12 protein-coding genes are annotated in these 15013 nt (G+C 55.1%); 4 read left to right on the top strand and 8 right to left on the bottom strand.

The genetic code is table 11. The features are described 5' to 3' along the window. The first annotated feature begins 230 nt into the window (after window positions 1-230). Complete coding sequence (locus P349_RS06880; RefSeq protein WP_032648085.1) at window positions 231-1274, top strand: aminopeptidase; 1044 nt, start codon at window positions 231-233, stop codon at window positions 1272-1274. Window positions 1275-1344: 70 nt separating this feature from the next. Here P349_RS06880 and cysH read toward each other — a convergent pair whose 3' ends face one another. Genes cysH through cysJ form a run of 3 tightly spaced genes read right to left on the bottom strand, consistent with a single transcriptional unit; the run spans window position 1345 to window position 5612 of the window. Further along, a complete protein-coding gene (gene cysH, locus P349_RS06885; RefSeq protein ID WP_024909260.1) occupies window positions 1345-2079 on the bottom strand; it encodes a phosphoadenosine phosphosulfate reductase in 735 nt (244 codons plus the stop codon). Window positions 2080-2094: 15 nt separating this feature from the next. Then, on the bottom strand, window positions 2095-3807 hold the full coding sequence (gene cysI / locus P349_RS06890) for an assimilatory sulfite reductase (NADPH) hemoprotein subunit (RefSeq protein WP_032648087.1): 1713 nt from the start codon (window positions 3805-3807) through the stop codon (window positions 2095-2097). Then, window positions 3807-5612, bottom strand: coding sequence for an NADPH-dependent assimilatory sulfite reductase flavoprotein subunit (gene cysJ / locus P349_RS06895; protein WP_032648088.1), 1806 nt, complete (start codon window positions 5610-5612; stop codon window positions 3807-3809). The genes cysI and cysJ overlap by 1 nt, the downstream gene beginning before the upstream one ends. A 306-nt stretch (window positions 5613-5918) precedes the next feature. Between cysJ and queD the strand changes: the two genes are divergently transcribed. Further along, window positions 5919-6281, top strand: a complete 363-nt coding sequence (gene queD / locus P349_RS06900) for a 6-carboxytetrahydropterin synthase QueD (protein WP_014885039.1) — start codon at window positions 5919-5921, stop codon at window positions 6279-6281. A gap of 86 nt (window positions 6282-6367) precedes the next feature. Here the strand turns inward: queD and queE are convergent, their stop codons facing one another. Genes queE through P349_RS06915 form a run of 3 tightly spaced genes read right to left on the bottom strand, consistent with a single transcriptional unit; the run spans window position 6368 to window position 9360 of the window. Continuing rightward, complete coding sequence (gene queE / locus P349_RS06905; protein WP_023333236.1) at window positions 6368-7039, bottom strand: 7-carboxy-7-deazaguanine synthase QueE; 672 nt, start codon at window positions 7037-7039, stop codon at window positions 6368-6370. Window positions 7040-7093: 54 nt separating this feature from the next. Then, a complete protein-coding gene (locus tag P349_RS06910; protein WP_032648091.1) occupies window positions 7094-7801 on the bottom strand; it encodes an N-acetylmannosamine-6-phosphate 2-epimerase in 708 nt (235 codons plus the stop codon). Beyond that, window positions 7801-9360 carry a maltose/glucose-specific PTS transporter subunit IIC gene (locus P349_RS06915; protein ID WP_024909264.1) on the bottom strand — a complete coding sequence of 520 codons (1560 nt, stop codon included), beginning with the start codon at window positions 9358-9360 and terminating at the stop codon, window positions 7801-7803. Before P349_RS06915 ends, P349_RS06910 begins: the two co-directional genes overlap by 1 nt. A 165-nt stretch (window positions 9361-9525) precedes the next feature. Here P349_RS06915 and P349_RS06920 point away from each other — a divergent pair, with 165 nt between their 5' ends. Together P349_RS06920 and P349_RS06925 are read left to right on the top strand one after the other, a co-directional pair. Next, complete coding sequence (locus P349_RS06920) at window positions 9526-10350, top strand: MurR/RpiR family transcriptional regulator (protein ID WP_024909265.1); 825 nt, start codon at window positions 9526-9528, stop codon at window positions 10348-10350. A gap of 358 nt (window positions 10351-10708) precedes the next feature. Then, window positions 10709-11818, top strand: a complete 1110-nt coding sequence (locus P349_RS06925) for an SDR family oxidoreductase (protein WP_032648092.1) — start codon at window positions 10709-10711, stop codon at window positions 11816-11818. A gap of 53 nt (window positions 11819-11871) precedes the next feature. Here the strand turns inward: P349_RS06925 and eno are convergent, their stop codons facing one another. Further along, entirely contained in the window at window positions 11872-13170 is a 1299-nt protein-coding gene (gene eno / locus P349_RS06930; protein ID WP_024909267.1) for a phosphopyruvate hydratase, read from the bottom strand. Between the two features lie 82 nt (window positions 13171-13252). Next, on the bottom strand, window positions 13253-14890 hold the full coding sequence (gene pyrG / locus P349_RS06935; RefSeq protein WP_032648095.1) for a glutamine hydrolyzing CTP synthase: 1638 nt from the start codon (window positions 14888-14890) through the stop codon (window positions 13253-13255). Between the last annotated feature and the right edge of the window lie 123 nt (window positions 14891-15013).

Here is a 15013-nt window from a genome sequence, read left to right as displayed (position 1 = left end):
AACTCACTAACAACGAGGAATAGAGGGACTATAGGGGGCGGCTTAGACCGAATGAAATTACGAATTGGAATGAGTAGTTACTCAATGGAATAACGCCGTGAAAAAGCTAATACCAAAAAGTGCTTAACACGCGAAATTTCGGGCATTTAAGAGCAATTCAAATTGTGTATGGACGATCACAGTTTCATACTAAGCGGGTTATTATTTTGCTCAGTTTTTAAGGACTCACTATGTTCTCCGCAACGCGCCACCGTATTGCTGCCCTGGCGCTCGGCGTTTGCTTTATTCTTCCTGCCCAAGCAAAAAACCAACCTTATGGTGAAATCGCCACTATGCAGGCGCGGCATATTGCCACCGTCTTTCCTGGCCGTATGACCGGTTCGCCTGCGGAAATGCTCTCCGCGGACTATCTTCGCCAGCAGTTTGCCGGAATGGGCTACCAGAGCGACATCCGGTCGTTTCACAGCCGCTACGTCTATACCTCACGAAACAAAACGAAAAACTGGCATAACGTGACCGGCAGTACGGTTATCGCGGCGCATGAAGGTAGCGCAAAAGAGCAAATTATTATTATGGCGCACCTTGATACCTACGCCCCGATGAGTGACGCCGATACGGATAACAACCTCGGCGGGCTAACGCTGCAGGGCATGGACGACAACGCGGCAGGCCTGGGCGTGATGCTCGAACTGGCCGAGCGGATGAAGGATATTCCAACCCAGTATGGTATCCGTTTCGTGGCCACCAGCGGTGAAGAAGAGGGCAAACTCGGCGCTGAGAATCTCCTTAAACGCATGAGCGCTGAGGAGAAGAAAAATACGCTGCTGGTGATCAACCTCGATAACCTGATCGTCGGCGACAAGCTCTATTTCAACAGCGGGCAAAGTACGCCGGGTACCGTGCGGAAACTGACGCGAGACCGTGCGCTGGCGATTGCCCGCAGCCACGGGGTTTATGCCACCAGCAACCCCGGCGGTAACCCGGATTACCCGCGAGGAACGGGCTGCTGCAACGACGGGGAAGTGTTCGATAAGGCGGGCATTCCGGTCCTATACGTGGAAGCGACAAACTGGGCGCTGGGCAAAAAAGATGGCTACCAGCAGCGGGCTAAATCGAAAGCCTTCCCGGACGGGACAAGCTGGCACAACGTGATGCTGGATAATCAGCATCACATCGATCGCGCGCTGCCGCAGCGGATTGAACACCGCAGCCGTGATGTGGTGAAGGTGATGCTGCCGCTGGTGAAGGAGCTGGCGAAAGCGGGGAAAGCCTGATGTTTTAAAGCCTGGTGCGGCCTGATGCCCTCACCCCAACCCTCTCCCACAGGGAGAGGGAGGATAAGGATCACCCTTCATGCAACCCGCACTCGCGCTTCAGCCCAAAGAATCGCGTCTCTTCTTCCGCCATTCCCGGTTCCCATTTGCGCGTGGTGTGGGTGTCACCCACCGACAGATAGCCCTGGTCCCACAGCGGATGGTACTTCAGCCCGTGCTTTTGCAGATACTGATACACCGTCCGGTTATCCCAGTCGATAATCGGCAGTACTTTAAACACCCCGCGCTGGACCGCCAGCACCGGCAAGGTTGCCCGGCTGCCGGACTGCTCGCGGCGCAGGCCAGCAAACCACGTCTGCGCATTGAGCTCTTTCAGCGCCCGGTTCATCGGCTCAACTTTGTTGATCTCATTGTATTTCTCAATGCCCTCAACGCCCTGTTCCCACAGCTTACCGTAGCGCGCCTCCTGCCAGGCCGCGCTTTCCGTCGCGCGGTAAACTTTGAGGTTCAGCTTGAGCTTGTCCGTCAGCTCGTCAATAAACTGGTAGGTTTCCGGGAACAGGTAGCCGGTATCGGTGAGGATCACCGGAATGTCCGGACGGATCTGATTCACCAGATGCAGGCTGACCGCCGCCTGAATACCAAAGCTCGACGACAGCACATAGTCTCCCGGCAGGTTTTCCAGCGCCCACGCCACGCGCCCTTCGGCGTCCAGCTTTTCAAGGTGGGCATTGGTTTCTGCGAGTGCCAGAATGCGTTCGACTTTTGGCAATGCGTTAAGCGCGTTTAGATCGAGTACGGACATAATTACCTCTCGTGGTTACTCCCAGAAATCCCTTGCGGGATCGAGCACCGGGCGAATGATGCCCGCACGCACCGTAAAGTCGCCGAAGCCTTCACCCGCTTCACGCTCTTTCGCCCAGCGCCCGACAAGCTCGTCGATGGAATCAAGAATTTCCGGCTCGGTGATGTTCTCGCGGAACATACGCGGGATGCGCGTACCGATTCGGTTACCGCCCAGGTGCAGGTTATAACGCCCCGGCGCTTTCCCCACCAGACCCAGCTCGGCCAGCATCGCGCGGCCGCAGCCGTTCGGACAGCCGGTGACGCGCATAACAATATGCTCGTCCGGAATACCGTGTTTTTCCAGAATCGCTTCTACCTTGTCAGTAAATGACGGCAGGAAACGCTCCGCTTCGGCCATCGCCAGCGGACAGGTCGGGAACGACACGCAGGCCATTGAGTTTTCACGCTGCGGCTTCACCGCATCCATTAACCCGTGATCGCGCGCCAGCTTCTCGATCTTCGCCTTCTGGCTCTCCGGCACGCCGGCAATAATGAGATTCTGGTTAGCGGTAATGCGGAACTCGCCTTTATGGATCTTAGCAATTTCCAGCAGACCGGTTTTCAGCGGACGGCCCGGATAATCCAGAATACGGCCGTTTTCGATAAACAGCGTCAGGTGCCATTTATTATCGATGCCTTTCACCCAGCCGATGCGATCGCCGCGACCGGTGAATTCGTAAGGGCGGATCGGCTCGAATTTGATGCCCGCGCGACGCTCCACTTCCGCTTTGAACGTCTCAACGCCCACACGCTCCAGGGTGTATTTGGTTTTCGCGTTTTTACGGTCTGTACGGTTGCCCCAGTCGCGCTGGGTGGTCACTACCGCTTCCGCCACGGCCAGCGTGTGCTCCAGCGGCAGGAAGCCGAACTCGCTTGCGGTGCGGGCGTAGGTTTTCTTGTTACCGTGCTCAATGGAGAGGCCGCCGCCCACCAGCAGGTTAAAGCCAATCAGCTTGCCGTTTTCGGCAATCGCCACGAAGTTCATGTCGTTGGCGTGCAGGTCGATATCGTTCTGCGGTGGAATAACGACCGTGGTTTTAAACTTACGCGGCAGGTAGGTCTGGCCAAGGATCGGCTCTTCGTCGGTGGTGGCGACTTTTTCCTGATCGAGCCAGATCTCCGCATAGGCGCGCGTGCGCGGCAGCAGGTGCTCGGAGATCTTCTTCGCCCACTCGTACGCTTCGGCATGCAGCTCGGATTCATACGGATTCGAGGTGCAAAGCACGTTACGGTTCATGTCGTTGGCGGTCGCCAGCGCGTCCAGCCCAACGGAGTGCAGCATCTGGTGCACCGGCTTGACGTTCTTCTTCAGAATACCGTGGAACTGGAAGGTCTGACGGTTGGTCAGACGGATGCTGCCGTAGATTGTGTTCTCACCGGCAAACTTGTCGATCGCCTGCCACTGTTTGGTGGTAATCACCCCGCCCGGCAGACGGCAGCGCAGCAGCATCGCGTGACGCGGCTCCAGCTTCTGTTCTGCACGCTCGGCGCGGATGTCGCGGTCGTCCTGCTGGTACATGCCGTGGAAACGGATCAGCAGGAAGTTGTCGCCTTTGAAACCGCCGGTGAGACCGTCATTCAGATCTTCAGCAATGGTGCCGCGCAGATAGTTGCTTTCCAGCTTCATGCGCTCGGCGTCTGTCAGTTTACCTTCGACCACCAGTGGCCCTGGATGTTTTTCGCTCATTAGTAGACATCTCGCTGATAACGGCGCTCAACGCGCAGCTCACTTAAAAATTCATCCGCCGTTTCGGCATCCATACCGCCGAATTCGGCAATCACTTCCAGCAGTGCCTGCTCAACGTCTTTCGCCATACGATTGGCGTCGCCGCAGACATAAATGTGGGCACCGTCATTGATCCAGCGCCACAGCTCTGCGCCCTGTTCGCGCAGTTTGTCTTGTACGTATACTTTTTCTTTCTGGTCGCGGGACCAGGCCAGGTCGATGCGGGTCAGAACGCCTTCTTTCACATAGCGCTGCCACTCAACCTGGTAGAGGAAATCTTCGGTAAAGTGCGGGTTGCCGAAGAAGAGCCAGTTTTTACCCGGCGCTTCATCTGCCGCGCGCTGCTGCATAAAGGCGCGGAACGGCGCAATGCCGGTGCCCGGGCCAATCATGATGACCGGGGTTTCCGGGTTCGCAGGCAGGCGGAAGTTGTCGTTGTGCTCGATAAAGACGCGCACTTCGCCCTCTTCTTCCACGCGATCCGCCAGGAAGCCTGATGCCCCACCCGTGCGGGCGCGGCCTTCGATATCGTAGCGCACCACGCCGACGGTAATATGCACTTCACTCTCCACTTCAGCCTGGGAAGAGGCGATGGAGTACAGGCGCGGGGTGAGCGGGCGCAGCAGACCGATCAGCGCATCGGCATCCAGCTGAGCCGGAGAGAAGCGCACCATATCGACAATCGGCGTCGTCGCGGCGTAATGCTGCAGCTTCGCTTTATCGCCCACCAGCGGCAGCAGGGATTCGCTGCGCGTCAAGGTGGCATAGTTTTCGACGATATTCGGGGTGTTCACCGTCAGTTCGAAATGCCACTGCAGCGCCTCTGAAAGCGGCTGGGTTTTGCCGTCAACGGTGACAGGCTCGTCGCCTTTCAGCCACAGCAGCTCAACCAGTTCTTTCACCAGCGCCGGATCGTTCTGATACCAGATACCCAGCGCATCGCCCGGCTGATAGCGCAGGCCCGAGTCGCCCAGATCAATTTCGATATGGCGGACATCTTTTTCTGAATCGCGGCCTGTAATTTTCTGGTTCACCGACAGGCTCGCCGTCAGTGGAGCCTCTTTGGTGTACGGGCTGGTGTGGATGTCGTTAACAGCACCCGTCGCGGTGAACGCGGCCTGCGCCGACGTCTCTTTCGGCACGCGCGCTTTTAACACCTCAACGATGCGGGCGCGCCATTCGGCGGCGGCGGCCTGGTATTCGACATCCGCGTCAACGCGGTCCAGCAGGCGCTCCGCGCCCAGCTCCGCCAGCTTGCTGTCGAAGTCTTTGCCGGACTGGCAGAAGAATTCATAGGAGGTATCGCCCAGGCCAAAGACGGCAAACGCCGTGCCATCCAGCTTCGGCGCTTTTTTCGAGAACAGGAACTTGTGCAGGGCCACCGCTTCTTCAGCGGGTTCACCTTCACCCTGCGTAGAGGCAACCACCACCAGCAGTTTTTCTGACGCGATTTGTTTGAATTTATAATCCCCGGCGTTGACCAGGTTCACGTTCAGTTTGGCGGCCAGCAGGTCGTCACGCAGCGCCTCGGCCACGCGGCGGGCATTGCCGGTCTGCGAGGCGGAAATCAGGGTAATGGCCGGAATTTCAACGGCCGTTACCGGTGCACCCGCCACAGCGCCAGGCTGCTGATTGAGCATTCCCCAGAAATAACCGGAGACCCAGGCAAGCTGAGTGGGAGAAAAATCAGAGGTGGCAGCCTGAAGGCGCGCCAGTTGCTCCGGGTTCAGGGGAAGCAAGTTTGAAGGTGGGGCCTGTGTTGTCATGCGTCGTTATGTTCCAGTAGCCAAGCGGACTTTAAGCGAATAAATCCAAACTGAAGATAAGGTTAACGGCGAGGATAATAACAATTAAAGAAGGGATGGAAATAATAAATAACCAAATGGACTAACCTGTTTTGGTTGTCATGCTTAGCGATAAAACCGATTAAATAACATCATGAAATAAAACAACAAATAGCGATAAACACCCTTAATACGAGGCGGTTGCCGCTCAGAGCCGTTTTAGTTAATGCTAAAAATTGTGCTTTCCGGTACTATGCGGCGGTTTTTTCCGCATTACTGAGAGCGATCATGTCCACCACACTGTTTAAAGATTTCACCTTCGAAGCCGCCCACCACCTTCCGCATGTCCCAGAAGGACATAAATGCGGCCGTCTGCACGGGCATTCGTTCATGGTGCGTCTTGAGATCACCGGTGAAGTTGATCCGCATACCGGTTGGATCATGGATTTTGCCGAGCTGAAGGCGGCGTTTAAGCCGACCTACGATCGGCTGGATCACTACTACCTGAATGAGATCCCGGGCCTTGAAAACCCGACCAGTGAAGTGCTGGCAAAATGGATTTGGGATCAGATGAAGCCGCTGGTACCGCTGCTGAGCGCGGTGATGATCAAAGAGACCTGCACGGCAGGCTGCGTGTATCGCGGAGAGTGATGCTTGCCGGGTGGCGCTGACGCTTGCCCGGCCTACAAGAGCATCGAACCATAGGCCCGGTAAGCGCTCGCGCCACCGGGCTTTTTTTATGCAATATTCAGATACTTGTGCGTCTGCATCGACAGGCGCCAGTTGCGCGCAATACAGGTTTCAATGCACAGGCGCGTCGCGTCATCTTTCTGGCTGATCGGCTGAAGCGCAATGACGCGCTGCTTTTCATCCGTCAGCGTGGCCAGCAGTTCATCCAGCGCTTCGATATCACGCACGCGCCCTACCGGGTGCTTAATCTCATCCGCGCGTTCCAGCGCCTGAGACAGCACGTCATACCCGCCGCGCATATTCACTTTTGGCGATACCGTCACCCAGGTCGTGTGTGAACAGCGCACTTCATGGGTGCCGCTGGTTTCAATCTGGCAGCTGTAGCCGTTCTTTTCGAGCAGCTCGGTCAGCGGAGTCAGATCGTGGATGCAGGGTTCACCGCCGGTGATCACCACGTGGCGTGCCGTCCAGCCCTGACGACCAATAATGGCCAGCAGATCTTCGGAACTGCCCGCCCCCCACTTATCGCTCTCTTTGGTTTTCGCCAGAATGCTAAACAGCGACACTTCCCGATCTGCGAGCTTATCCCACGTATGTTTGGTATCACACCAGGCACAGCCAACCGGGCATCCCTGTAAACGAATGAAAATAGCGGGAACGCCGGTAAAGTAACCCTCGCCTTGCAGGGTCTGGAACATCTCGTTAATCGGGTACTGCATAGTCATCTCAGTAAAGGGGATAAACGATAAGTATCGCAGATCCCCGCCGGATGGTCATGCTCCATCGGTGCTTTGCGCGCCAATCGCCGCCATAAACCGTTCCGTGATTTGCTGTGGGCGGGTGATCGCACCGCCGACGACGACCGTATGCGCGCCCAGCGCCAGGCATCTGGCCGCGCGTTCAGGCGTATCCACGTTGCCTTCGGCAACCACGGGAACCGTCACGGCCGCCAGCACCGCTTTCAGGAACGCGCAGTCATTGTCAGGCAATGTATGACCCTCGGTTTCCGCCGTGTAGCCGTAAAGCGTGGTGCCGACGCAGTCAAAGCCCAGCACCTGCGCCGTCACGGCTTCGTCCACGGAGGCGATATCCGCCATCAGCCGCACCGCGGGATAGCGTGAGCGGATGCGCGAGACCAGCGTTTCCAGGGATTCTCCGCCGGGACGCTCCCGCGCCGTCGCATCAAGCGCAATGATTTCCGGAGAGACGCTCATGAGCTCATCCACCTCTTTCATCGTGGCGGTGATAAACACCTCGCTTTCCGGGTAATCCCGTTTGATGATGCCGATGACCGGCAAAGAGACCTGCTGCTTAATGGCCTCGATATCTACCACGCTGTTGGCACGAATGGCAGCGGCCCCGCCCTGCGCCGCCGCCAGCGCCATCCGCGACATAATAAACGGGCTATGCAGCGGTTCATTCTCCAGCGCCTGACAGGAGACGATCAGTTTTCCCTTCAGGTTATCCAGTACAGTTTTCATTACGATAAGATCTCTTCCACTTCGTTTTTGATAATCGTGACATGCGGGCCATAAATGACCTGAACACCGTTACCGCGCACGATAACGCCGCGCGCCCCGGTGGCTTTCAGCGCCGCGTCATTCACCTTGCTGCCGTCCTTCACCGTGACGCGAAGACGCGTGGCGCAGCAGTCCACCTCTTCAAGATTGTCTTTTCCGCCCAATCCGGCGATTACCGCAGCAGCGCGTTCGTTTTGCGGCAGACTGACTTCGTCAGCCATCGCCTCCTTTTCCCGACCCGGCGTAGCAAAATCAAAGCGGTTAATCAGGTAGCGGAAGGTGAAGTAGTAAAGGAAGAACCACGGCACGCCGACCAGCGGAACGAACATCCAGTTGGTTTTGGCCTCCCCCTGCAAAATGCCGAACAGCACGAAGTCGATAAAACCGCCGGAGAAGGTTTGCCCGATGGTGATATGCAGCATGTGTGCAAGCATGAACGCCAGCCCGTCAAACAGCGCATGAATGACGTAAAGCACCGGTGCAATAAACAGGAACGAGAATTCGATAGGCTCGGTAATCCCGGTCAGGAACGAGGTTAACGCGGCAGAAAGCAGCAGTCCGGCAACGCGCTTTTTGTTCTCGGGTTTTGCCGTGTGGTACATCGCCAGGCACGCGCCGAGCAGGCCAAACATCATCGTAATAAAGCGCCCGGACATGAAGCGTGACGTGCCTTCGTAAAACTGACGCGTGGTAGGATCGGCCAGTTGGGCGAAGAAGATCCGCTGCGTGCCTTCCACCAGATGACCGTTGACGATTTCACTGCCGCCAAGCGCGGTGGTCCAGAACGGCAGATAGAAGATGTGGTGCAAACCAAACGGGCCCAGCATGCGGAGAATAAAGCCGTACAGCAGGGTGCCCAGATAGCCGGTGGCATCCACCAGCCCGCCCAGACCAAAAATCAGCTTCTGGAAATGCGGCCAGACCACGGTCATGAGCGCACCGACGAGGATCGCCGCCAGGGAGCTGATGATGGGAACAAAGCGCGAGCCACCAAAGAACCCGAGGAACTGCGGAAGCGCTATTTTATTAAACCGATGATGGAGCGTGCAGGTCACCAGACCAATCACCACGCCGCCAAACACGCCGGTTTCCAGCGTCTGAATGCCCAGTGTCATGCCCTGCCCCACGGCGCCCGGGTTGTCGTGCGCCAGTTTGCCAGTGAGGATCAGCAGCGCGTTAATGGTGGCATTCATCACCAGAAACGCGAGTAATGCCGCCAGCCCGGCCGTACCCTTATCGCTTTTTGCCAGCCCTACGGCCACCCCAACGGCAAACAGCACCGAGAGGTTCGCAAACACGATGGATCCTGCGCTGCTCATGATGGTGAAAATGGCCTGAAGCCAGCCCACATCTAAAAACGGATAAGCCGCCAGCGTATTGGGATTCGATAACGCGCCGCCTATCCCCAGCAGCAGACCCGCCGCAGGCAACACGGCAATCGGCAACATAAAGGATTTGCCAAAGCGCTGCGCTTTTTCAAACCATCCCCCTGAAGAAGCCCCACTGAATATTTGCATCATTTTTTCATCCCCCCATTAAACGATGAAAATTTTTACCATATAAATATTTAATAGTGAAAATTATCATCAAAAACCAGGACGACGATCATACTTTTTCAAAATGACTGGCATCTTTCCCCCGCTTTCCGCCACACTAGTCGCAGAGAAACGCATTAAGGATCGAGCATGTCAGACCATGAAAACCTGCTGCTGAAGCTACGCCAGGAGGCTTCCGGGTACAGCCCAACACAACAAAAACTCGGTGAATTTGTCCTCAGCGATCCTGCCCGGGTGCTCTACCTGACGATCACCGAGCTGGCGCGCGAGAGCCACACCAGCGAGGCCAGCGTCACGCGTCTTTGCCGCACGCTGGGCTGCAAAGGCTATAACGAATTTAAAATGGCGCTTGCGCTGGATATTCAGCAGGGCCAGCCCGCGCGTCAGGCGGGAGATGAGATTGATAACGTCGTGGATGAGTCGGTGCAGGCTTTGCAGGATACCGCCAGACTCCTCGACCGCACGCTGCTTGAAAAGGCGGCGCTGGCGCTGCACCAGGCGCAGTCGGTGCAGATTTATGGCGTTGCGGCCAGCGCGATCCTTGGGGAGTATCTGCACTACAAGTTGTTGCGTCTGGGCAAACCCGCACAGCTGTTTAGCGATATGCACCGCGCGGCCATGAATGCGACAACGCTTTCGAAAGAGACGCTGGTTGTGGCCATCTCCAGTTCGGGTTCAACGCGGGATTTACTCCACGTGGTGAAGCTTGCCCGCAAGCGCGGCGTTAAAGTTCTGGCACTCAGCAATACGCCCCGCAGCCCGCTGGCGTCCCTGAGCGACATGCTGCTGGTGGCTGCCAAACCAGAGGGCCCCCTTAGCGCAGGCGCACTCAATGCTAAGGTTGGGGTGATGCTGCTGGTCGAGCTGCTGACCACGTCCATGATTGCGCTGGATGGTCATTACGGCGACGTTAGCCAACAAACAGCCAGCGCTACGCTTCCTCTGTTACTCTAAAAATCCTTCGCAGGCTAAATAAAATAGCCTGCAATTTATGCCGTCTGATTTTAGTTAAGTGGCGTTTAAATCATTTATTTGATAAATGTTTGGTGTAACAAATTATTATATTTATTACATTTTGAATTAAGTTCACCGTTCGGGAGCACCTCTATAAAAAACATTAAATTCAATAAGTTAAAATTTAAATTTTAATAGAGTGAATTTTTACCCTTCCGCTAATGTCCAAAATATCCGCCCGATTTCCTTTCCTTAAAATAAGCTTAAGATGCAGTCGGTTTCGGCGATTTATTATTTAAATGCCGTTTACTTTTGCGCGCCTACAATCCGCCTCATCAATCATAATGAGACGGTATTAATGAAGATGTTATTGATTACAGGCGTGACCGGATTTCTGGGCGGTGCAGTTCTTGAAAAAATCCTGACCAACGATCAATCCGTAGAACTCCTTTTGCTTGCGCGTGCCGGCGATCCGCAGAGCGGGCTGGAGCGCGTGCTGGAGAATATGCGCAAGTTCAACGTTCCTGAGGACAAACTGGCCTCCCTGACGGTGGATAATATCCTGATTGGCGACCTCAGCCAGCCTGAAGCCTTCCTGAACGATCCCCGTCTGGATCGGGTCACGCATGTCGTGAACTGTGCGGCCGTCGCCTCATTTGGTAACAACCCGCTGATCTGGAAGGTCAACGTTGAAGGTACGCTCGCGCTGGCGCGCCGTATGGAGCAGGTCACAGGACTGCAGCGTTTCCTCCACGTCGGCACCGCGATGTCATGCACGCCGGAGCAGGATTCCCTGGTCGCCGAAAGCGCCGAATTCAGAGAGAATGCTGAACACCTGGTGGAATACACGTTTTCGAAGTCAACCATCGAACAGCTGATGCGCCAGGAGTGTCCGAACCTGCCGCTGCTCATCGCCCGTCCGTCCATCGTCGTCGGCCATACCCGTCACGGCTGCACACCGTCGAGCAGCATTTTTTGGGTCTTTAGCATGGGCCTGATGCTGCAAAAATTTATGTGCTCAATGGAAGACCGGATCGACGTTGTTCCGGTGGATTATTGCGCCGACGCGATGTTAATGCTGCTCAACAGCAACGCGCGTCCGGGAGAAGTGGTACACATTTCTGCGGGAGAAGAGAACAGCGTTCGCTTTGCGGATATTGATCAGGCAATGGCGCAGGCGCTGGAGAAAGCCCCCGTCGGTGATAAGTATGCGCAGGTCAGCTACGAAACGCTGGTCAGAATGCGTCGCGAGCTGAAACATATTTTTGGGCCGTGCAACGAACGTCTGATGCTGAAAGCCATGCGGTTATACGGTGCGTTTGCCACGCTTAACGTTCGCTTCAGCAACGATAAGCTGCTGAGCATGGGGATGCCGAAGCCACCCCGGTTTACGGATTATATCGCCCGCTGCGTGCAAACCACTCAGGGGCTGACCATTCCGGAACAAATGGCGGTTGATTTTAAATAGCCAAAAAAAATGCCAGTCATTCGACTGGCATTTTCGTTTTAAGGCTTAGGCGATTATGCCTGGCCTTTGATCTCTTTACGACCGTTGTATGGTGCTTTTTCGCCCAGCGCTTCTTCGATACGAATCAGCTGGTTGTATTTAGCAACACGGTCAGAACGGCTCATAGAACCAGTTTTGATCTGGCCTGCAGCGGTACCCACAGCCAGGTCGGCAATGGTAGCGTCTTCAGTTTCGCCAGAACGGTGAGAGATAACAGCGGTGTAGCCAGCGTCTTTCGCCATTTTGATCGCAGCCAGAGTTTCGGTCAGAGAACCGATCTGGTTGAATTTGATCAGGATGGAGTTAACGATGCCTTTCTCGATGCCTTCTTTCAGGATCTTGGTGTTGGTTACGAACAGGTCGTCACCAACCAGCTGGATTTTGTCGCCCAGTACTTTAGTCTGGTATGCGAAGCCAGCCCAGTCAGACTCGTCCAGACCGTCTTCGATAGACACGATTGGGTACTGTTTGGTCAGGTCTTCCAGGAAGTGAGTGAACTCTTCGGAGGTGAACGCTTTGTTGCCTTCGCCAGCCAGAACGTATTTACCGTCTTTGTAGAATTCAGATGCTGCGCAGTCCATCGCCAGGGTGATGTCTTTGCCCAGCTCGTAGCCTGCAGCTTTTACTGCTTCTGCGATAACAGCCAGTGCTTCTGCGTTAGAACCCAGGTTTGGCGCATAGCCACCTTCGTCACCAACAGCCGTGTTCATACCTTTAGCTTTCAGAACTTTAGCCAGGTTGTGGAACACTTCAGAACCCATACGTACCGCTTCTTTCAGGGATTTCGCGCCAACTGGCTGAATCATGAATTCCTGAATATCAACGTTGTTGTCTGCGTGCTCACCACCGTTGATGATGTTCATCATTGGTACAGGCATGGAGTATTTGCCTGGGGTGCCGTTCAGTTCAGCGATGTGCTCGAACAGTGGCATACCTTTAGCAGCCGCAGCCGCTTTGGCGTTCGCCAGGGAAACTGCCAGGATTGCGTTCGCACCGAAGTTAGATTTGTTTTCAGTACCGTCCAGATCGATCATGATCTTGTCGATGCCAGCCTGGTCTTTGGCGTCTTTGCCAATGATTGCCTGAGCAATAGGACCGTTTACAGCGCCAACCGCTTTCAGTACGCCTTTACCCAGGAAGCGAGATTTGTCGCCATCGCGCAGTTCCAGCGCTTCGCGGGAACCGGTAGAAGCACCTGATGGAGCAGCAGCCATACCAACGAAACCACCTTCCAGGTGAACTTCGGCTTCAACGGTCGGGTTACCACGGGAGTCGATGATTTCACGACCGATGACTTTAACGATTTTGGACATTAGATTTTCCTCAGTACAAGTTAAACTAAAACTCCAGACAAACAACGCGTACCAAAGGTACGCGTTGCCGTTCTAACTTTTTTTACTTCGCCTGACGCTTCTGGTAGTCGCTGGCGGCCTTCACGAAGCCTGCAAACAGCGGATGCCCGTCGCGTGGCGTTGAAGTAAATTCCGGGTGGAACTGGCAGGCGACAAACCACGGATGGTTTGGCACTTCAATGATCTCGACTAACTGATCATCCCCGGAGCGTCCCGCAACACGCAGGCCCGCGGCTTCAATAGGTTTCAACAACATGTTGTTGACTTCATAGCGGTGACGATGGCGCTCGGTGATGACCGGCTCGCCATACAGCTTGCGAACCACGCTATCGTCAGTCAGCTGGCAGGCCTGTGCGCCAAGACGCATGGTGCCACCCAGATCGCTCTTCTCGGTACGGACTTCGACATTACCTTCTTCGTCACGCCATTCAGTGATAAGCGCCACCACAGGGTACTTACAGTCTGGCACAAATTCCGTAGAGTTCGCGTTTTCCATTCCCGCTACGTTGCGCGCAAATTCGATCAGCGCAACCTGCATACCCAGGCAGATGCCGAGGTATGGAATATTGTTTTCACGCGCATAGCGCGCGGTAGCGATCTTGCCTTCTACACCGCGGTAGCCGAAGCCGCCAGGGATAAGGATAGCATCCAGATCTTTCAGGATTTCAACGCCACGCGTTTCAACATCCTGCGAATCAATCAGCTTGATGTTCACAGAGACACGGTTCTTCAGACCACCGTGTTTCAGCGCTTCGATCACTGACTTATAGGCATCCGGCAGTTCAATGTACTTGCCGACCATACCGATAGTCACTTCGCCTGCCGGGTTGGCTTCTTCATAAATAACCTGTTCCCATTCAGACAGGTTAGCTTCCGGACAGTTCAAGCTGAATCGTTTACAAATATAATCGTCCAGGCCCTGCGATTTCAACAGGCCCGGGATTTTATAAATGGAATCGACATCTTTCATTGAAATAACGGCTTTTTCAGGCACGTTACAGAACAATGCAATTTTCGCACGTTCGTTCGCCGGAACCGCACGATCGGAGCGGCAAACCAGGATGTCTGGCTGAATACCAATGGAGAGCAGCTCTTTAACAGAGTGCTGGGTCGGTTTGGTTTTCACTTCACCTGCAGCGGCCATGTACGGCACCAGGGTCAGGTGCATGAACAGCGCGTGTTCACGGCCAATATCTACCGCCAGCTGACGAATCGCTTCCAGGAATGGCAGAGATTCGATATCACCCACGGTACCGCCGATTTCAACCAGCACCACGTCGTGGCCTTCGCCACCCGCAACAATGCGTTCTTTGATGGCGTTAGTGATGTGCGGGATAACCTGAACGGTGGCACCCAGATAATCACCACGGCGCTCTTTACGCAGAACGTCGGAGTAGATGCGGCCAGTCGTGAAGTTGTTACGACGGGTCATTTTGGTGCGGATGAAACGCTCGTAGTGGCCAAGATCCAGATCGGTTTCAGCGCCGTCTTCAGTAACGAACACTTCCCCGTGTTGGATTGGGCTCATGGTGCCCGGATCGACGTTGATGTACGGATCCAGTTTCATCATGGTCACATTGAGGCCACGGGCTTCAAGAATGGCTGCGAGGGAGGCTGCGGCAATGCCTTTACCCAGAGAGGATACGACCCCGCCGGTCACAAAAATATAGTTCGTTGTCATGCTGAACCTGAGAAGTTAGGGTGAAACGATGGAATAACCAGGACGGGAAAGTAGTATACCCGAACACGGCGAGCGCCACAAACTTTCATTCTCCGTCTCCATTCCAGGCCATGACAAACATAA

Source organism: Enterobacter sp. DC4 (assembly GCF_000568095.1).
Lineage (GTDB): Bacteria > Pseudomonadota > Gammaproteobacteria > Enterobacterales > Enterobacteriaceae > Enterobacter > Enterobacter pseudoroggenkampii.
The sequence above is the reverse complement of the archived record's forward strand: the minus strand, read 5'-3'. Positions and strand labels throughout refer to the sequence as shown.

Excerpts from the sequence above, each read along its gene's own strand:
- P349_RS06880 (WP_032648085.1), top strand. The coding sequence starts at position 231 with ATGTTCTCCGCAACGCGCCACCGTATTGCTGCCCTGGCGCTCGGCGTT.
- cysH (WP_024909260.1), bottom strand. The coding sequence starts at position 2,079 with ATGTCCGTACTCGATCTAAACGCGCTTAACGCATTGCCAAAAGTCGAA.
- cysI (WP_032648087.1), bottom strand. The coding sequence starts at position 3,807 with ATGAGCGAAAAACATCCAGGGCCACTGGTGGTCGAAGGTAAACTGACA.
- cysJ (WP_032648088.1), bottom strand. The coding sequence starts at position 5,612 with ATGACAACACAGGCCCCACCTTCAAACTTGCTTCCCCTGAACCCGGAG.
- queD (WP_014885039.1), top strand. The coding sequence starts at position 5,919 with ATGTCCACCACACTGTTTAAAGATTTCACCTTCGAAGCCGCCCACCAC.
- queE (WP_023333236.1), bottom strand. The coding sequence starts at position 7,039 with ATGCAGTACCCGATTAACGAGATGTTCCAGACCCTGCAAGGCGAGGGT.
- P349_RS06910 (WP_032648091.1), bottom strand. The coding sequence starts at position 7,801 with ATGAAAACTGTACTGGATAACCTGAAGGGAAAACTGATCGTCTCCTGT.
- P349_RS06915 (WP_024909264.1), bottom strand. The coding sequence starts at position 9,360 with ATGATGCAAATATTCAGTGGGGCTTCTTCAGGGGGATGGTTTGAAAAA.
- P349_RS06920 (WP_024909265.1), top strand. The coding sequence starts at position 9,526 with ATGTCAGACCATGAAAACCTGCTGCTGAAGCTACGCCAGGAGGCTTCC.
- P349_RS06925 (WP_032648092.1), top strand. The coding sequence starts at position 10,709 with ATGAAGATGTTATTGATTACAGGCGTGACCGGATTTCTGGGCGGTGCA.
- eno (WP_024909267.1), bottom strand. The coding sequence starts at position 13,170 with ATGTCCAAAATCGTTAAAGTCATCGGTCGTGAAATCATCGACTCCCGT.
- pyrG (WP_032648095.1), bottom strand. The coding sequence starts at position 14,890 with ATGACAACGAACTATATTTTTGTGACCGGCGGGGTCGTATCCTCTCTG.